The sequence below is a fragment of the Aquimarina callyspongiae genome (assembly GCF_034322225.1).
Lineage (GTDB): Bacteria > Bacteroidota > Bacteroidia > Flavobacteriales > Flavobacteriaceae > Aquimarina.
This window is the reverse complement of the sequence record NZ_JAXLPA010000003.1, coordinates 602,888-621,711: the sequence shown is the minus strand read 5'-3', so window position 1 is coordinate 621,711 and position 18,824 is coordinate 602,888. Positions and strand designations below refer to the sequence as shown.

Annotated in this window: 16 protein-coding genes; 13 read left to right on the top strand and 3 right to left on the bottom strand. The window is 32.4% G+C overall.

Going from position 1 to position 18,824, the window contains the following annotated elements:
* The first annotated feature begins 10 nt into the window (after positions 1-10).
* From U0D62_RS14945 to U0D62_RS14890, 12 genes are all read left to right on the top strand, one after another.
* Positions 11-1,384, top strand: coding sequence for a HesA/MoeB/ThiF family protein (locus tag U0D62_RS14945; RefSeq protein ID WP_322288112.1), 1,374 nt, complete (start codon positions 11-13; stop codon positions 1,382-1,384).
* 62 nt (positions 1,385-1,446) lie between these two features.
* Positions 1,447-1,722 carry a ubiquitination-like system serine protease family protein gene (locus U0D62_RS14940; protein WP_322288111.1) on the top strand — a complete coding sequence of 92 codons (276 nt, stop codon included), beginning with the start codon at positions 1,447-1,449 and terminating at the stop codon, positions 1,720-1,722.
* A 119-nt stretch (positions 1,723-1,841) separates the two neighbouring features.
* The gene (locus U0D62_RS14935; protein WP_322288110.1) at positions 1,842-3,104 is read left to right on the top strand and encodes a Shedu immune nuclease family protein; all 1,263 of its coding nucleotides are present in this window, start codon (positions 1,842-1,844) and stop codon (positions 3,102-3,104) included.
* Positions 3,105-3,210: 106 nt separating this feature from the next.
* Complete coding sequence (locus U0D62_RS14930) at positions 3,211-3,816, top strand: hypothetical protein (RefSeq protein ID WP_322288109.1); 606 nt, start codon at positions 3,211-3,213, stop codon at positions 3,814-3,816.
* 41 nt (positions 3,817-3,857) lie between these two features.
* Positions 3,858-4,184, top strand: coding sequence for a hypothetical protein (locus tag U0D62_RS14925; RefSeq protein ID WP_322288108.1), 327 nt, complete (start codon positions 3,858-3,860; stop codon positions 4,182-4,184).
* A gap of 4 nt (positions 4,185-4,188) precedes the next feature.
* Complete coding sequence (locus U0D62_RS14920; protein ID WP_322288107.1) at positions 4,189-4,515, top strand: outer membrane protein assembly factor BamD; 327 nt, start codon at positions 4,189-4,191, stop codon at positions 4,513-4,515.
* A 21-nt stretch (positions 4,516-4,536) separates the two neighbouring features.
* Positions 4,537-4,959 carry a hypothetical protein gene (locus U0D62_RS14915; RefSeq protein ID WP_322288106.1) on the top strand — a complete coding sequence of 141 codons (423 nt, stop codon included), beginning with the start codon at positions 4,537-4,539 and terminating at the stop codon, positions 4,957-4,959.
* A gap of 126 nt (positions 4,960-5,085) precedes the next feature.
* Positions 5,086-5,553, top strand: a complete 468-nt coding sequence (locus tag U0D62_RS14910) for an AbiJ-related protein (protein ID WP_322288105.1) — start codon at positions 5,086-5,088, stop codon at positions 5,551-5,553.
* Positions 5,554-6,002: 449 nt separating this feature from the next.
* The gene (locus U0D62_RS14905) at positions 6,003-7,490 is read left to right on the top strand and encodes a ferritin-like domain-containing protein (protein WP_322288104.1); all 1,488 of its coding nucleotides are present in this window, start codon (positions 6,003-6,005) and stop codon (positions 7,488-7,490) included.
* Between the two features lie 3 nt (positions 7,491-7,493).
* The gene (locus tag U0D62_RS14900) at positions 7,494-8,960 is read left to right on the top strand and encodes a LodA/GoxA family CTQ-dependent oxidase (RefSeq protein WP_322288103.1); all 1,467 of its coding nucleotides are present in this window, start codon (positions 7,494-7,496) and stop codon (positions 8,958-8,960) included.
* The gene (locus tag U0D62_RS14895) at positions 8,932-10,017 is read left to right on the top strand and encodes an NAD(P)/FAD-dependent oxidoreductase (RefSeq protein WP_322288102.1); all 1,086 of its coding nucleotides are present in this window, start codon (positions 8,932-8,934) and stop codon (positions 10,015-10,017) included. Before U0D62_RS14900 ends, U0D62_RS14895 begins: the two co-directional genes overlap by 29 nt.
* A gap of 139 nt (positions 10,018-10,156) precedes the next feature.
* Positions 10,157-10,882: a hypothetical protein gene (locus U0D62_RS14890; protein WP_322288101.1), complete on the top strand. Its 726-nt coding sequence runs from the start codon at positions 10,157-10,159 to the stop codon at positions 10,880-10,882.
* A 267-nt stretch (positions 10,883-11,149) separates the two neighbouring features.
* On the opposite strand, the gene U0D62_RS14885 is transcribed toward U0D62_RS14890, so the two are convergent.
* Entirely contained in the window at positions 11,150-11,341 is a 192-nt protein-coding gene (locus U0D62_RS14885) for a hypothetical protein (RefSeq protein WP_322288100.1), read from the bottom strand.
* Between the two features lie 268 nt (positions 11,342-11,609).
* Here U0D62_RS14885 and U0D62_RS14880 point away from each other — a divergent pair, with 268 nt between their 5' ends.
* On the top strand, positions 11,610-12,074 hold the full coding sequence (locus tag U0D62_RS14880) for a YHS domain-containing (seleno)protein (protein WP_322288099.1): 465 nt from the start codon (positions 11,610-11,612) through the stop codon (positions 12,072-12,074).
* Between the two features lie 159 nt (positions 12,075-12,233).
* On the opposite strand, the gene U0D62_RS14875 is transcribed toward U0D62_RS14880, so the two are convergent.
* Positions 12,234-13,226 (bottom strand): PorP/SprF family type IX secretion system membrane protein, encoded by a 993-nt coding sequence (locus tag U0D62_RS14875; RefSeq protein ID WP_322288098.1) that lies wholly within the window; start codon positions 13,224-13,226, stop codon positions 12,234-12,236.
* 3 nt (positions 13,227-13,229) lie between these two features.
* On the bottom strand, positions 13,230-18,824 hold a 5,595-nt coding region (locus tag U0D62_RS14870; RefSeq protein ID WP_322288097.1), incomplete at its 5' end, for a PKD-like domain-containing protein.

Here is an 18,824-nt window from a genome sequence, read left to right as displayed (position 1 = left end):
AATCAGTATTATGATGCATATTAAATTAACAAGCAAGATGCATCAAGAGCTAAAGAACCATCTCCATCCAGGAGATGGTTTGGAAGCCCTTGCTTTTGCAATTTGTGGGAGATTAAATTTTGGTAAAGACAATTGGTTATTGGTACATGAATTGTTTCTTATGCCTTATGAAAAGTGTGATCGCAGAGTTGATTCTGTTTCATGGAAAACCGAATATTTGGAGGATATCTTAGATAAAGCTAGGACTAAAGGATTTGGAATTATAAAATTCCATTCACATCCTAAGTTCGCAACTGATTTCTCCGAATTAGATGATATCTCTGATACAACTTTTTTTGAAAGCGTTTATGGTTGGACGGATACATCATTACCTCATGCCAGTATGATCATGTTTCCTGATGGTTCGGTAAAAGGTAGGTCAATTTCTGAAGATCTGAGTTTTTACCCGATTAAGAAAACCACAATAATTGGAGAGAATATTAAAGTTTTTGAAGAGCACGCTGGAGATGTTCAGTCTAACAATGCTTTTAAAAGAAATGAACAAACATTCGGAAAAAAGACAACCAATTTATTAAAGAACTTGAAGGTTGCTGTAGTTGGGTGTTCCGGCACAGGAAGTCCAGTTATTGAATTGTTAGTAAGACTTGGAGTTGGTGAATTGGTTTTAATTGATCCAGATATTGTTGAAGAAAAAAATCTGAATAGAATTATTGGCACTACGTTGCAAGATGCTAAAAAAGGTCGATATAAGGTAGATGTTTTAAAAGAGTATATTGAAAACATTGGGTTAAATACTAAGGTAATTGTTTATCCAGTTTTACTGCAGGAAAGTAGGAAAGCAATGGATGAATTGGCAAGCTCTGATGTAATATTTGGTTGTTTGGATTCCGTAGAAGGACGATACTATTTAAACCTGATGTCGACTTATTATCTAAGTCCATTAATCGATATTGGTGTTAAACTTGTTGCAGATGGTGAAGGTGGAATTGATTCTATTAATGGGAACATATATTATGTTTATCCAGGATCTCAAACTCTTTTAGAGAGAAAAGTGTTTACGGCTGATCAGTTGTCAGAGGAAAGTTTGAAAAGAGTTTCTCCAGAAGAACATAAAAATAGACAAGTTTATTTTGATAATGCTGCAGTTAATAGCCCTGCAGTCATAAGTGTAAATATGACTTATGCTTCCTATGGGGTAAATGAAATGCTAAGTAGATTACATCCTTTCAGGTATAATAATAACAGTAAGTATTCTCATACCTGTATTAATCTTACCGATTGGGATATAAATACTTCCGCTACTGAAGTAAGTTCTTCGAAATTGGATAACAGACATATTGGAGTAGGAGATTTAGAGCCTGATCTAACCAATATATTTATATGAGAAGGTTTTTTAGATGGATAGGTGGCTTCTTTACAAGAAAAATAAATGAAAAAGTTTACCACTTGGAAATAGTTTCTGAATTACCTGAAAATATTCTTGATCGAACACTTTATCTTGAAGGAGATCCTTCGAAAGAAGATTATTGGTATGTGTTGCTAAAGTGTCCTTGTGGTTGTGGAGAAAGAATCATGCTTAATTTGATGCAAGGTGCTAAACCTTGTTGGGAAGTAACTATTGATGAATCAAATTTTTCGATATCACCTTCTATATGGAGAACAAAAAACTGCAAGAGTCATTTTTGGTTAAGGAATCGAAAGATTGTTTGGGTAAATGATTAGTTATCAATTAATGTTAAATAATTTTTCTTAACTTAGAAGCGACGTAAATTAAAAATTACCCCATATCCGGATTCGCTCTGGGTATGGGGTGTTTTTATAAATGGAATTTTTAACAAGTAATGGAAGGATTTAAAGGAGAAAAAATAAAACGTGATTTAAGCACTAAGCAAGTTTTTTATTACTATGACACTGAACAAGGAATTGATCAATTATCTAAGGAGGTTTTCAAGAAAAAAGACATGATTATTCATTACCCGAGAGGTTTTGAAGGTGGGGCAAAGTACAAAACTATTAAAAAGTTCACCTACATAGGATGCAAAAAGAAATTTCCAGTTGGTGTTTTTAAATCTCCCTCATATGGCTATGGTTTTACAAAAACTCTTTCTCCTTTTGCTTATTATATTGATGAAAATTATTCTTTTGAGGAAGTTGTAATTGATATCAAAGGAAATACCAAAATAGATTTAAAAAACAAAAAATTACATCTTTCTCCTAGTAGCTTAAGTCGTTTACATAAAGCATTTAGTGGAATTTATAAGAAAAATAAAGAGGAGATTAAATTTCTTCTTCACATTGAGTTAAATGCTTTGTTTCCAAAAGATATCAAGAAGCCTGATAAAACATACATTCCAAATGCATTATCAACTTCATTATCCGCTTGGGGTAACTCTATTGATGAATTTTCAGAGGATGATAAAGCAACAATAAAAGATTTGTTTGATAAACTCTCTTTAAGCACAGATTTTTTAACTAGTACCTCTCTGGCAAAAACCAAAGAAATTGTGGATATTAAATATATCGCTTCCACTCTTAAAGAATACAACTCTCTTTTGAAACTCACATCAGATGGAGATAGTCTTGAGAAAAAATGGCAAGCCTTTTTAAAAAGTAATAGCTGGATATTTTCATCAATTTTTGCACAACCAGTTATATTGCACAGAGACGAAGCATATGTTGGAGGTAAAAATTTAGATAATCAAAATGGTAAGTTTAATGACTTTTTAATAAAGAACAGTTTAAGTGATAATGTTTCATTTCTTGAAATAAAAACTCATAAGACAAAGCTTTTAGAAAACTCTTCCTACAGAGGAACAGATGTATTTAGTGTTGGGAAAGATCTTTCAGGTTGTATAAATCAAGTTCTTAATCAACGAGATAATTTTCAAAAGGAATTTTGGACTTTAAAGGGTAAAAGTAAAACTATTATTGAATCATTTAATTCCAAATGCGTAGTATTGATAGGTACTTTAAAGAGCTTGTCAGACGAACAAAAATATAGCTTTGAATTATTTAGAAGTAATAGTCGAGATGTTGAAATATTGACTTTTGATGAGTTAAAAACTAAAATTGAGAGTTTACAGAAATTAATGAAAAAGAAGTAAACGAACATATAACGATTTGTGTAGTACCTATTAGTTTTTCATGACGCAAGCATACGTAAGCAAAAGAAGTTATATATAATTTAAAACGAACAAAATTATAGTAAATATGGGTATACATTACAGTGTTACAAATACTCATTGGAATTATTTCTTGGCTTTAGAAAAAGACTTTGAATTAATTTCAAGATACGTTGAGTTTTCTGAACGAAATAACTCAACTTTCTCAATTGAACTGGCTAGACTGATTATGACATCTGCGCAAGAAGTTGATGTAATAATGAAAAAGCTATGTAACCTAGTAAGTCCTAATAGTCCTGCTAATAACATTGGTAATTATAAAACAATAATTATTGATAGAATTCCTGAATTCAGAGAAGAAGAAGTTAAAATCCCAAGGTTTGGAATGTCTAGTATTCCTTGGTTGAACTGGATAGAAAATAGTGACCCTCCATTATGGTGGACGGCAAACAATAAAATAAAACATCAGAGAACAGACCATTTTGAAAAAGCAAATTTGAAAAACGCTTTTAATTCTATAGGGGGCTTGTTGGTAACTACGTTATATTATTACAAGAAAAAATATGAGCAAGAAACTGGTTCTGAGACCGATTGGAGAGAGATTACTTCTTCCCTTATACCAAGAACCTCTTTAATTCAGCTTAAAGATGAATATTATCATAACCCAGGAGATTGGTCTGAAGTGAATTGGTAATGATTACTTAGAAAAATTAAGTTCTAAATTTAATGATAAAGATGGGGGATTCATTATTAAAAGGAATACTAATACATCAATTGAGAAAGAATTGGAATTCAAATATTGATGATTATTCATTTATAAAAAAATTGAATGACAATTATTATAAGGTGATTTTGGATGGGTCAGGTTTTGAACATAAGGATATTGAATTTTCAATTGAAGACTTAAGTAAATCTTCAGGATTGAAATTAAATGTGAATAACACTTTGTTTATGGATAGTGACATTTCTAATGCCACCTATATTCCTAGTAATAACAAGATTTTTATTCATGTACATAGAATAAAATTAAAGAAACTTCATAAAGAAATTAAAACTTCATAATATAATGGATATAAATAGGATAATACAAAATTTAAAATCATACTTAAGCGAAGGGGTTGATAATTATAGATTTACAAATATTGATGAGATAATTCATATGATTTCGGCATTGGGAGGTGCAAGAGAATATGATGAGGCTATTCAATTATATCAAAACAAGGAAAATGATTTGAAAAATTCGGAGTTATATGAAGCCGCATTAACAAATATTATTAAAGTTTGTGACGAAATGGGAAATAAAGATTTAATGATAGAATATGCAAAAGAGTTAAAAAAAACTCTCCCAGATCACCCATATGTTTTAGAGATTTCTAAAAATCACACCTTATAACTAAAATTAACCGAATTAATAATGAAAAAATATGAAGCAAACGAAGAATTAGAAAATATTCTTCTTAAAAAAGGTTTTATTGAAACCACTTCCCAAAGAGATAAAAAGAAGGGTAAAAAAAGTTTTAAATTATCAAAAAATGCTAAAAAGGAAATATATTTTGATTATATAAATATTCACATTTTAAATTCAATACACGGCCAAGACAGTGAAATAAAAATAACAGAATCTCAATTAAAAAGTATTCTTCTATATTTTAAATTAAACTCTACGGATTTTAAGGAAATTAATCAAAATGGAAAGTTTGATTTTAAGAAAACAGAAGAAGGATTAACATCAATGAAAGATGAACTTCAAGACTTGATCAAATTTGATTTACACAAACCTAGAAGAAATAAACTCACTCGCATTTTGAAAGAATATGAGGATATTACTTTAGATTAATTACATAATCTTAATGGTTTATTGTATAATTTCTGTTCTAACTACTTGCAGTAAGAATGTGAAATTTCCCGTATAATTTAAATAAGATACAGATAGTTTTCTGTATTAGGAGAACAAATATGTTACATGATAAAACTATCCAAAAATCTTAAATCAGATATAGCGAAAGAGATTTTTAATGAAAATACTTTATTTGGGAAAACTACTACTTATGATGGTATAATGGAATTTTTAGAATTAATCTTGGATTTAAGAAAAATGCCTTCGGAAAATCCACATTTTATAGATGCTTATGATGATATTTATAATTATTTAACTAATCTGGAATGGGATTATAATGATCTTTTTATAGGGAGATTACGCATATTTGAAGATGATGATAAATTTGTGAAGCTTCTCAATATTTCTATAAGCCCGAAATTTAGGAATGATGAAGATGACATAATGAATTTCTATTATCTCCTTGAACCTTATCTAGAGAATGAAAATTTGTTTTTTGATAATTCTAAACCTTTAAGTTATCTACAGTTTATTTCAGGTATTAGATATGTAAGTGGTAGATTAACGGCAATGGAGTACGGAGATAATATTTAAATAAACTTCAGTACAACATGTCGAATTGTACCGAAGTTCGTTGTCAATTACAAAAGTAAATGCGAAATCTCCTTAGTTAGTGAGAAAATTATAGAAGTAGATGTAAATAACACTAGTTCATTTTATAGGTTTACGAATTAACACTTAAATGAATTGATTTGTTATTTAGATACGCAAGTATAAGTATTCCATCTCAGAAATTTGATTTGCAAAAGATATAATACAAAAAACACGTAAAAAATTGAGGGAAAAAATAGTCTTTTTGATCTTGTTTTATTAATTTAGGAACAGCGTAAAAATTATGACCCACCCCATGTCTGAAGATTTCTTCGGGTATGGGGTTGTTTTTTTTAGTTAAAAAAGGAAAAATAATAATTTATAATGAAAAAATATACACCGGTATACATATTTCATTGTTTGCTGCAAAATAAGAGATACACTTAATAGATATGATAAATATTACTTGGAAAAACAAAGAACAAAATGAACCATTTATTAAAAGGTCGCTTAATTCGGTTTTAAAATCTTTGAACATAAAAGATAGAGATTTTGATAGAGAATCAAACTACATACCATTTCTTGATGACCTAGAGACTAATGCATCGACAAAGGAAAAATTAATCGCATTGCTAAAAATCGCATCTGAAGTTGAGCACAGATTGATGGCTCAATATCTGTTTACAATGTATTCAATAAAAGATGATAACATTCCTGTGGTTCTAGATATAAAAATGGCCATAAAAGAAATTGCTATTCAGGAAATGGGTCATTTGCTCGGAGTACAAAATTTGCTTTTATCACTAGGCGGAATTGAGTCACTTCATTTACATAAGGATTTGATTTTATCTGATAGCAAAGAAAACCCAATACCATTTAATTTAGAAAATTTTAGCATTGATGTACTTGCTGGTTATCTAATTGTCGAAACCCCTGAAAAACTACCTACTAATTTAAAAGAAGAAATAAACAAAATAAGAATTAGAGCCGAAAAGCATTTTAGTGGGTCAATTAAATCTGTTGGAGGTCTATATAAAAGAATTTTCTGGATGTTTCAAGAAAGTGATTTACCTCCGTCTGACCCTAGACTGATGCAATTAAGCCCTAATGGTAGGGATTTAATTTCAGATGATCACGTTTCATTAAATGATTTCAGACCTATTGAAGAAATCGAGAGATATGAAGCTTTTAAAAGCCTTTGGAATAATGGAGGCAATAAAGTTGCTCATTTTGGATTAACATTATCTAAAGTACATTCTCATAGAGATGCGTTATATCTTACAAATTATATTGCGGAACAAGGAGAGGGAGAGGATTTTGTAGATGTTGATTCTCATTTTGAAAGATTTTTCAATGCATATAAGGCTATTGAAGCTTATATAGCTATTGAAGGGGCAAAGATTAACGTATACAAAACCCCAAAAAACTTATCAACTAAAAGACAAGAAAATAGACTACAGAATATTATTGAAAATAAGTACTCAATTTATTGGGTAGAACTATATAATTTATGTTATAATTCCTTACTGCTAGATATTTTTTCAAGCTTCAAATTTAAAGGGGAAACAAACTATAGCGAAAATGAAGTTATAGAACTCTTAGTTTACAAAAGTATGATTGACATTTTAGGTAAAATGTCTGAAGTTTTATTTAAGCTTCCGTTTAATTCGGGGGATTTTTATTATGATAAAGAGCCCCGTTGCGGTCCAACCTTTGAAATAGAGAAAGATTTTAATTTGTCAACAGATATAAATCAATTAATAGACTATAGTCAAACTATTTTAGACAGAATACAAGATAGAATTTCAAAAATAGAGTCTCATGATGATTATTCTAAACATCAAGAATTAGACTTTGATGTTGCTCTTGGACTTCATATAAGTAATGTAAATATATATATAGAAAATAAACAAAACATTATTAATCCTTTTATATCATAAATTATGGAAACATATAAAATTTTCCCAACTATTGGTATTTCTCGAGTTGGCAGCAGTAAAACTGATTTTTTTTTAAGTCCTGAAAAAACTGACTCAAAAGGAATTGAAATTGATTCTGGAGGAAATGAAATTGAATTATCAGAATATAAGGACACTAACGGTCTTATAAAAAGACAAGGGTGTAGATTTAGAGTTTTTAAATTTGATGAAGATACTAAAGAATACAAGCCTATTGAAGAAAACCTTCAAGAACAAGTTGTTTGGAGTGTAAATCTTGTCAATAAGAAATCAGCAGTTGTTAGACCTTTCTCAAATATGAGACCTCCTAACTCTCCTCCATCACCACCTCTTCAAGTTAAACAAAATTCTGCTGAATTTGAAATTAATGGGGGGATAAATGAAATTTCAGGAAAAAATACAAATCCAAAAGAATTTGCTGGTAGATATAAGGATACCTCGGTTATTTTGGGAGATATTCGAACTGATAAAAATGGTAATTTGATTGTATTGGGAGGCTATGGGATATCTGGATCTCCTTCTGGGTCTCCTGTTGGACCACAACCAGACCCTCAGACAGGAGAAAGAGTAAAAACTTCTTCGAATAACTTTTATTACAACGAGGATTGGTATGATGATACATCTGATGGCTTTGTAAAAGCTAAAATTAACATCGATGGAGAAGAAATTGAAATTGACGGAGCATGGATAATCGTGGCACCACCAGATTATGCTCCACTAGTAAAGGGAGTTGTTACGTTATATGATGTAATTCAACAAACGAATTCAGAAGATTTGGATGTTCCCAACACATACTTCAATAGGGATATAAAACCAATGATAGATAGATTTTCTAGTCATAAGTGGGTTCATAAAGCTGATTATGATATAGATATATCATTAGATCAAATGATTGATAGTTCTGTAAATGGTCGCCAATATAGAATAGAAGTAGTAAGAAAAATAAGAAAAATCGAAAACTACTTGAGTCAATACAAGTTAACTGACATTCAAAAAGCTCATTTACGGAATTATGCGTCAGGAAATTTTAAATTAAATATTAATGAGAATAGTAGCTCAGGTAACTTTCTAACCAAATTATCTTTGGATTCAACTATTGGGCAAGGTTTTTTTCCTGGAATTGAAGGAGGTATAATTTTAAAGAATCCAGATATTTATAAATCGGAATTCACGATTAATCATGACAAAGTTAATTCAGGAGAAATTACAGGATTAATGGCACTTCCTTGGCAAGCAGATTTTCTTGAGTGTCAAGGAAGGTGGTGGCCAAGTCAAAGACCTGATCTAATCACAATGAAAAATGGACAAAAAAGGGCGTGGGCTAGAACAAATCAAGGTCCTCTAGACCCACTTAGTGATCACAAAATACTAGTTAATGAGTTTGACAAATTTGGATTCATAAATGAAGTAGACGGAAATCAAATTGAAACAGAACGTGATCCAAACTTTTAGAGGTATATTTGATTTTGTTATTATTGGAGCAGGAATTACTGGAATTACTGCTTCAATTCTTCTTAATAAGAAAGGGTATAAAGTTTTATTGATTGATAAATCGAATTTAAACAAGCTAAAAGCAGGTGAATCGATACATCCAAATGGGAAAAGGATAATAAACAGAATAATACAAGAATCCGATTGTTTACCATTCACTGAAGCTTATACAGGTAATAATATTTATTGGTCTTCCAAACAAAATATTCATCAAGATTTTATATTTAACCCAAATGGAAACGGAATTTCCATTGATAGATTGAATTTCGAGAAACATATTTTGAAATTAAGTAAAGATTTAGGAAATCAAGTACTTCTTAATACTAGCTTTATTGAATATAAATATGGTTCAGTATTATGCAAGAAAGTGGTTGAAAATGCAGTGCAACACTTTAGAATTTCCTCAAGGTTTATAATCTACGCTACAGGTCGCTACTCCGTGAGGGGTAAATCGAAAAAAGTATACCGCGACAAGTTAATTGGTCTCACAACTTCTGTAGATGAAAAAAAAATTCTAGATCGGTCTAAATTTCTGCAAATTGAATCATTAAATCAAGGGTGGTTGTACTGCAATAAATTGCCAAAAAACAAGTACATAATTTCCTATTTTACAGATTCTGATTTAATTGATAATTATCTTGTCAATTTTAATTATGCTATAGATAAATCAATAGCAATCAGTTTAAATCATAGGTTAACTACCATTGAAAATACATTTGATTCAAGGACATATTGGAACGGATTCGAACTAAATGAAAATTCAATATTTTTAGGAGATGCGTTGTATTCAATTGACCCACTAAGTGGTTATGGAATAACTAAGAATTTAGAAATGGTAGAGTACATCGAAGCAAAAGCTCATTCATTAATTAATGGGAATAGAAACTGTATTGAAGAATACTATAAATTGAATAAACACAATTTTAACATTTTCGAGCAAGAAAGGGTTTCTATATATAAGACGGTTAATCGAGAATATCAAAGAAACAAGTTCTGGGAAAGGAGGTTCAGCAGCTAATATATTACATAAGTAATAGCGGTTTAAATTATAAAACAAAGGTACAAGCATAAAATGAGGGTCAGTGCAAAACCGATAGGTTTTGGATTAGAAATCCGCTACTACTCATACACTAGACCGTTAAAAGTTTAATAAAACTATGAAAAATTATGAGGAGATAATTAACCATCCTAATTTACTTGAATTAATCCGTTTGAATAGTAAATTAGACTATCAGCTTTTCAAGGGCTTAGAAAATTCATTTTCAAGCCTTAAACCAGTAGAGTTAAGAAAAGGAAAACACGGAAAGACACATTTCTATTTAATAGATTCTATTGGGGTTTATAGGTACCATATCATTATTAATAACAGTGATCATTATAGGGTTCTTTTTAATACAGAACTTCATTTTGAAGTATATAAAAATTTTGATACTAGAAACAAAAAAGACGGAAACGATATACTAGAATTTATTCCAATTAAGGATGATGAAATTAAAATTGATTCAGGAAGAGCATACATTGAAAATAAAAATTATTGCTTTGAATTGAGGTTATGGACATTGGTAGCCGAAATGTTTAAAGAAGAACTTTATAAAAAAGGATCATACCACACAGGAATCGAGACATTCTTTTTTGACGACAGAAAAGGAATAAATAGAGATTATTGCCACTTTAGCCCAAGCAAAACATCTCAATATAAGATGTGGCATTTTTCAGAATATAAATGTAATTTTCAAAACGAAGTAATTAATTTTTCTGCATTTGCCGAGAAAAATTTGATTAGAGAGAAATATGCTGAATTCAATTTTAAAGCTAATTTTCATATCCAAACAGGTCATTTAAATGTAACCGAACATTCTTTTGGAAGTTGGAATTATAAATAAAACGGGAAACGAAAAATAAAGCCAATTGCCAACAATATATATGATGTCATAGCAGCAAAATGATCAATCGAATAGTTGTTGTATTTTTGGTAAAGCGCAGCCACGTATAATAAAAAAATAGCAATCACCACGCAAAAAAAACCGAAAAGCAGGGGTGACATTTTGCTCTGCTATGACATATATAAAACATTAAAAGTTCAATAAAACGATACTTTTTCGCACTTTCTTTTGTAAATCATTTGCATTTACTTTTGTAATTGACATTCGTTAAGATTCATTTCTGTCTTTTATCCTATTTCTTACTTCTTCATAAGAAATAGGATAAAAGTCATGACAATCAACACCCACATCCAAAGCTAATTTCCTATTGAAACTACTTAGGTTTCCATGAGAATGTCCAAAAAGGTGATATGCTCCGCTATATTTTCCTCTCCAGGTCATTAAGGGATAATGCATCATTACAATCAATTGATTGTTTGCTGAATCTGGATCTGGTAATTTTAATTCATGATAATCTTTGATCCATTCAAATCGATCCTTACAATTTCGGTTTAAATCATCATGGTTTCCTTTAATTAAATAAATCTTTCCATTTATCCTTGAATTTTTGTTTTCTAAAAATTACCAAAGCAAAAAGTACAATTCCTGGCGTTTTTTTTATAGGACAAAATTCTGGACATATGTTGAAATTTGCAGTGTAAATAAAAACGATTAAAAAAAATACAAAATGAAAAATTTATTAAAAACAGTAGCAGTAGCGTTTGCCTTTGTTATAAGTACAACAAGTTTTGCTCAAGATAAAAAAGCTAATAATATTGATGATAGTAAAATAGGATTACAAGGATATAGCCCTGTTTCGTATTTAGATTTAGAACTTGCGCAAAGAGGGTCTAAACAATACAAATCAGTGTACGAAAAAGTGGCTTATTATTTTACTTCAGAAGAACAGAAGAAAACTTTTGAGAATAATCCAGAAAAATACCTTCCTCAATATGGTGGATTTTGTGCTTTTGGTGTTTATGCTGGAGCAAAATTTAGAATTGATCCTAACAAGTTTGTTGTGAGTGATGGTAAGTATTATTTATTCTTAAATGATGTTGAGGTTGATGCAAAACAATTATGGGTATCTGAAAAAGAATCTAAACTTTTGAAAAAAGCGGATAAGAATTGGAAAAGTTTAAGTACCAAATAGAGTTTAATATGTGATTACTTTTTTTGGATTTTAAGGAGGCTGTCTTTCTAGATAGCCTCTTTTTTTATAGAACGTTGATATGATTTATGTTTCTTAAGTTTTGAAGAGACTTAATTTAATGAATTAGATTTGAGAGGTGAGAAGTATGTAATTAGTTCGTTAGAAGAATCTAGGATAAAAAATACTGGCTTCTTTTTTAAAAATATCAAAACGAAGAAAAAATTCATAAGTACCTGAATTAAACTCAGTATTTCCTAAGGCAGTGGTTTCCCAATCATAAGCAAATCCTAATAACATAGATTTCGAAATCTGAAATCCTGCTTGGGCGCTTAAAGCAGAATCCCATCTGTAGGCCAAACCAAGAGTAAGCTTATCATACATTAAAAAATTGGCAGAAACATCTACTTGTACTGGAGCTCCAGAGACCGCTTTCCCTAAAATAGCTGGTTTAAACTTAAGGTGATGATTAAGATCAAATACCTGTCCAAGAATAAGGTAGTAGTTAACTCGTTCTGCCGCTAAAAAAGAAGATGCCGTATTATCGTTGGATGATTCGTTAAAATGTTTGGTTTCTAATAAATTAGGTGCAGAAAGACCTAGGTAAAAATTTTGAGTATAATAGTAGAATCCTATTCCAACATTAGGCGAAAATTTGTTGTCAATATTAGTATCTAACAAAATATCTGATGTACTATACTGATTAAGTCTATTAAAATCTACATCTAATAGGTGTCCTCCAGCTTTAATTCCTAAAGAAAGTTTTCCTTTTTCTGAGGCTTTAAGGGTATATGAGAAATCAACATTGAAATATGTTTCTTGTGAAGGACCTATTTTATCATTAATAATAGATAAGCCGAGACCTACTTTTTGTTTTTCTCCAATGGGAGAATGAATATTAATGGTTTGTGTATCGGGAGCTCCTTCAATACCTACCCATTGATTTCTATACAGCCCAGTAATACTCGTTGTTTTTCTTGATCCGGCATATGCAGGATTTATACTTATCGTATTGTACATGTATTGAGTGTATTGAGCGTCTTGTTGGCTATAGGTTTTTGTATTGTATATGCATATCACTGTAAATAATACCATGAATATGCTTTTAAAAGATAAAATGCTGGGGCATGGTTTTAAGAAAAGTAATTGTATCATATGTTATCTGTTAATGTATAGATATCCTGACCTGTTTTTGGTGATACCTCGTTCATTCTTATATTCTAAAACATAAAAATAGGTGCCTACTGGAAGCATGTTTTCTTTGTTGAGTGTTGCTCTTCCACTTGATTCTCCTCTAAAGAATTTTTGTTGTTGACCATACCCTTGAGCTCGATAGACAATAGTACCCCAGCGGTTGAATATCTTTAATTCGTTATTTGGAAATTTCTCTATATTTCGGATAACAAAAACATCATTATCGCCATCTCCATTGGGGGTTATTGCATTAAATACTTCAATTTCATCTTCTGCATTAATGTCTCCGTTATTAGGATCTAGATAATCAGGAGTTCCATCTCCATCAGAATCGAAAGCATCATCTGGAACCATATTTCCATCAGGATCAGGGTTTTCATCCTCAGTGAGTAATCCGTCATTATCATCATCTATATCTTGAAAATCATGAATTCCATCGTTATCACTATCTTGAGGTGTATAGCTTACATCTCCATTATCTGGAATATCCTGAACACTATCAGGTATACCATCAGTTCCAAATGGCCCATCAATTCTTCCATCACCATCACTATCTATTCCTGTATGACCAGCTTCGATATAATCATATATACCATCTCCATCAGCATCCAAGTCTAAACTGTCAATTATACCATCACCATCCGTATCTAATGATAAATCTCCATTTTGTTCTTCAATATCTGTTATTCCATCGTTGTCATCGTCTAAATCTATATTATTAGAAATGCCATCGCCATCCGTATCCCCATAGCTTATTGTGGGGTCCTCTGGATCACCATCATTGTCAAGATCTATATCGGTTGGGTCAGTAGGGTCATCTGAGTCTTCTGTGATGACTATTGTTGAGTTAGAAATAGTAGCGTTTACAAGAGCTGTGTTTACTATAGAACCGTTTGTCAAATCGTCTAATGTAACGGTATGCTGCGCGGTTAAGACAAGAGTTTCATTAGGTTCTAAAGAATCTATTGTCGAAGGACTAGTAAACTCAACAATAGGATCTTGAACGTCTATATCTAATAATGTAACGTTTCCTGTATTGGTAACAGTTATGGTGTAGTTAAGAACATCTCCGACCATATCATAAGTGTTGGTGTCTACAACTTTAAGAATTTCAATAGTAGCTAATTGAGGAGTGAGAGTAATTGTGGGGTCATCAGGTTCTCCATCGCCATTATTATCAATATCATCAGGGTTATTAGGATCATCAGAATCGTCAGATATTGTATTTCCTAGTGAATCTTGTGCGGCAACTGAAGCAGAATTTATTACAAATCCAGTATTTAAATCTGATTGAGTTATAGTATGAGCGGCTACTACGATAACTGATTCTCCTGGCAAGAGAGTATTGATAGTATTTGGTGAGATACTTCCTGGATCAGCATTGGGATCTGATATAACAAGATCGATTAAAGTTGTATTTCCTGTATTTGTAACCTCTAAAGTATAGGTGATAACCTCTCCAACAGTATCCCATAATCCATCTGGAGCGACGTCTGATGCTTTGGTTAATTCAAGAGCTGGGTTTTGATCGAGAGGTGTAATAGTGGGATCGTTTAAAGCTACCGTATTTGGATCATCCGAAACAAAAATAGAAGATTGCGGACAAGACGAGCCTATTGTCACTTCTGCCTGATTGATAACTTGACCATTATCTAAATCCTGTTGTGTAATTGTATGCGATGCCGTGATTACAACACTCTCTGATCCTTGAATGATAGCTATCGAAGATGGTGTTATGCTGCCCGGATCAGCGTTAGGATCATTAATAGTTATATTTTCAATAGGGTCTTGATTTAAGTTCTCGATGATGATTTGATATTCTATAATTTCACCGACTGTATCGTAATTCCCATCAGGGGTATTAGCATATGTTTTGCTGAAGTTTAGTTGGGATTCTGGAGTTATAGTTACTTCATAAGTAAAAGCAAATGGATTGGGAGCGCAACCAAAAATACTCGTTGGTTCAATAATGTAAGTTACTATTTGTACAGTATTAGAAGTATTTATAAGAGTGTCTGTAATTAAAGAGTTTGTACTATTCAATGTTGTTTCTCCTATCACATTTGGGTTGTCAACTGCAAACCAATTAAATGAAGCTCCTGTAATGTTTACATCCAAAGATAGATCGTGATTTAATGTTGTATTACTACAAATAATATCTGTAGGTAAATTGGCGACAAATGGTTCAGGATTCACAGTGACAGTTAAAGTGTAATTATCTCCAATACATCCATCCAGACTTGTGGGTGTAATGGTATAAATTACAGTTTGCACCATTCCAGAGACATTTACAAGTGTATCAGTAATATTGGTGTTGGTACTATTCGTAGTTGTTTCTCCCGTTACATTAGGATTATCTGCAGCACTCCAACTAAAAGTAGTTCCGATAACATTAACATCTGCTGTAAGATCATAATTGAGGGTAGCTTCACTACAAATAGTTTGAGTTGGTGCTGTTGCAACATATGGTTTGGGATTAACTGTTACTGTGAATGTATAATTATCACCCACACAACCATCCGGACTTGTAGGTGTAATAGTATAGATTACCGTTTGCACGGTTCCAGAGATATTTACCAGTGTATCCGTAATGCTAGTATTAGTGCTATTCGTAGTTGTTTCTCCAGTTACATTAGGATTATCTGTAGCACTCCAGTTAAAAGTGGCGCCAGAGATATTCACATCTGTAGTAAGGTTATGATTAAGAGTTGTATCGCTACAGATAGCTTGAGTTGGTGCTGTTGTTACAGATGGTTTAGGATTTACTGTTACAGTAAATGTATAATCGTCACCCAAACAACCATCAGGACTTATTGGTATAATGGTATAGATTACCGTTTGCACTGTCCCTGAGATATTGACAAGTGTATCAGTAATACTGGTGTTGGTACTATTTACAGTCGTTTCTCCCATTACATTAGGGTTATCTGCAGCACTCCAGCTAAATGTAGTTCCGATAACATTTACATCTGCTGTGAGATGGTGGTTTAGCGTATCATCTCCACAGATGGTTTGAGTTGGTGCTGTTGCAACATATGGTTTGGGATTAACTGTTACTGTAAATGTATAATCGTCACCTAAGCATCCATCAGGACTTGTTGACATAATAGTATAAATTACTGTTTGCACGGTTCCAGATATATTGACAAGTGTATCTGTAATACTGGTGTTGGTACTATTACTAGTTGTTTCTCCAGTTACATCGGGGTTATCTGTAGCGCTCCAACTAAAGGTAGTTCCGGAGATATTCACATCAGTAGTAAGGTTATGATTAAGAGTTGTATCACTACAGATAGTTTGAGTTGGTGCTATAGCAATAAATGGCCTGGGATTGACCGTTACGGTAAAGGTATAGTCCTCACCAATGCAACCGTCAGGACTTGTTGGTGTAATGGTATAGATGACTGTTTGCACGATTCCAGAAGTATTGATAAGTGTATCTGTAATGCTAGTATTAGTACTGTTCGTAGTTGTTTCTCCAGTTACATTAGGATTATTTGCGGCACTCCAATTAAAGATAGTTCCTGTAACATTTACATCTGCTGTAAGGTCGTGGTTAAGAGTGTCATCTCCACATATAGTTTGAGTTGGTGCTGTTGTAACAAGTGGTTTAGGATTTACTGTAACAGTAAATGTATAATCTTCTCCTATACATCCATCAGAGCTTATTGGAGTAATGGTATAGATGACCGTTTGTACGGTTCCAGAGATATTGATTAACGTATCTGTAATACTAATAACAGTGCTATTTGCAGTTGTTTCCCCTGTTACGTTTGGATTATCTGTAGCATTCCAATTAAAGGTAGTGCTTGTTATATTAACGTCAGCCGTAAGATCATGGTTAAGACTAGCATCACTACAGATGGTTTGGGTTGGCGCTGTTGCTACATATGGTTTAGGATTGATTGTAACCGTAAATGTATAATCATCACCAATACATCCATCGGGACTTGTAGGTGTAATGGTATAGATGACTGTTTGCACTGTCCCTGAGATATTGACAAGTGTATCCGTAATACTGGTATCGGTACTATTCGTAGTTGTTTCTCCCGTTACATTAGGATTATCCGCAGCACTCCAGCTAAAGGTAGTTCCGGAAATGTTGACATCTGTAGTGAGATCATGATTTAGCGTATCGTCACTACAGATGGTTTGAGTCGGCGTTGTTGCAACAAGTGGTTTAGGATTTATGGTAACTGTAAATGTATAGTCATCTCCCACACAACCATCCGGACTTGTTGGAGTAATGGTATAGATGACTGTTTGTGCAGTTCCCGAAATATTGATAAGTGTATCGGTAATACTGGTGTCAGTACTATTAGTAGTTGTTTCTCCAGTTACATTAGGGTTATCTGTGGCACTCCAACTGAAGGTAGTTCCAGTAACATTTACATCAGCTGTAAGATCATGGTTAAGAGTTGTATCACTACAGATAGTTTGAGTCGGTGCTGTTGCTACAAAAGGTTTAGGATTTACAGTGACAGTAAAAGTATAGTCATTTCCGAGACACCCGTCAGGACTTGTTGGTGTTATAGTATAAATTACCGTTTGTACCGCTCCGGAGATATTGACAAGAGTATCTGTAATACTGGTGTTAGTACTATTCGTAGTTGTTTCACCAGTTACATTAGGGTTATCTGTAGCGCTCCAATTAAAGGTAGTGCTTGTTATATTAACATCTGTTGTAAGATCATGATTAAGACTAGCATCACTACAGATAGTTTGGGTAGGAGTTATTATTGTAATGGGTTCTGGATAAATAGTTACAGTATACGTGAAATTATCCCCACCGCAGCCATCGGGAACTATCGGTGTAATGGTATAGATTACGGTTTGTACTATTCCAGAAATGTTTACTAAAGTGTCTGTAATAAGATTATTAGAAGTTACAGTGGTTGTTTCTCCCGTTACATTGGGGTTATCTGCAGCACTCCAAATAAAAAAGGTTCCAATAACATTTACATCTGCAGTAAGATCATGATTAAGTGTTGTGTTACTACATATAGTTTCTGTAGGTTCTGTTGCAACATATGGTTCAGGATTTATAGTTACTGTAAATGTATAATCATCTCCATCACAACCATCAGGACTTATTGGTGTAATAGTATAGATTACCGTTTGTATCACTCCAGAAATATTTACTAAAGTATCTGTAATAAGATTAGTAGTTGTGAGTACAGTAGTTTCTCCAGTTACATTGGGATTATCTGCGGCACTCCAACTAAAAGTGGTTCCCGTAACATTTACATCTACGGTAAGATCGTAGTTAAGAGTTGTATTACTACAGATAGTTTGAGTCGGTGCTGTTGCTACAAAAGGTTTAGGATTGATGGTAACCGTAAACGTATAGTCATCTCCAATACATCCATCCGGACTTGTTGGTGTAATGGTATAGATTACGGTTTGTACCGCTCCGGAGATATTGATTAGAGTATCTGTAATACTGGTATCAGTACTATTGGCAGTTGTTTCTCCGGTTACATTAGGATTATCTGCAGCACTCCAACTAAAGGCAGTTCCGGTAACATTTACATCTGTAGTAAGATCGTGATTTAGCGT

What these genes read in the sequence shown, in the direction of transcription:
- U0D62_RS14945 (WP_322288112.1), top strand. Translation starts at nt 11, where the DNA reads ATGATGCATATTAAATTAACAAGCAAGATGCATCAAGAGCTAAAGAAC.
- U0D62_RS14935 (WP_322288110.1), top strand. Translation starts at nt 1,842, where the DNA reads ATGGAAGGATTTAAAGGAGAAAAAATAAAACGTGATTTAAGCACTAAG.
- U0D62_RS14930 (WP_322288109.1), top strand. Translation starts at nt 3,211, where the DNA reads ATGGGTATACATTACAGTGTTACAAATACTCATTGGAATTATTTCTTG.
- U0D62_RS14925 (WP_322288108.1), top strand. Translation starts at nt 3,858, where the DNA reads ATGGGGGATTCATTATTAAAAGGAATACTAATACATCAATTGAGAAAG.
- U0D62_RS14920 (WP_322288107.1), top strand. Translation starts at nt 4,189, where the DNA reads ATGGATATAAATAGGATAATACAAAATTTAAAATCATACTTAAGCGAA.
- U0D62_RS14915 (WP_322288106.1), top strand. Translation starts at nt 4,537, where the DNA reads ATGAAAAAATATGAAGCAAACGAAGAATTAGAAAATATTCTTCTTAAA.
- U0D62_RS14910 (WP_322288105.1), top strand. Translation starts at nt 5,086, where the DNA reads ATGATAAAACTATCCAAAAATCTTAAATCAGATATAGCGAAAGAGATT.
- U0D62_RS14905 (WP_322288104.1), top strand. Translation starts at nt 6,003, where the DNA reads ATGATAAATATTACTTGGAAAAACAAAGAACAAAATGAACCATTTATT.
- U0D62_RS14900 (WP_322288103.1), top strand. Translation starts at nt 7,494, where the DNA reads ATGGAAACATATAAAATTTTCCCAACTATTGGTATTTCTCGAGTTGGC.
- U0D62_RS14890 (WP_322288101.1), top strand. Translation starts at nt 10,157, where the DNA reads ATGAAAAATTATGAGGAGATAATTAACCATCCTAATTTACTTGAATTA.
- U0D62_RS14885 (WP_322288100.1), bottom strand. Translation starts at nt 11,341, where the DNA reads ATGATGCATTATCCCTTAATGACCTGGAGAGGAAAATATAGCGGAGCA.
- U0D62_RS14880 (WP_322288099.1), top strand. Translation starts at nt 11,610, where the DNA reads ATGAAAAATTTATTAAAAACAGTAGCAGTAGCGTTTGCCTTTGTTATA.
- U0D62_RS14875 (WP_322288098.1), bottom strand. Translation starts at nt 13,226, where the DNA reads ATGATACAATTACTTTTCTTAAAACCATGCCCCAGCATTTTATCTTTT.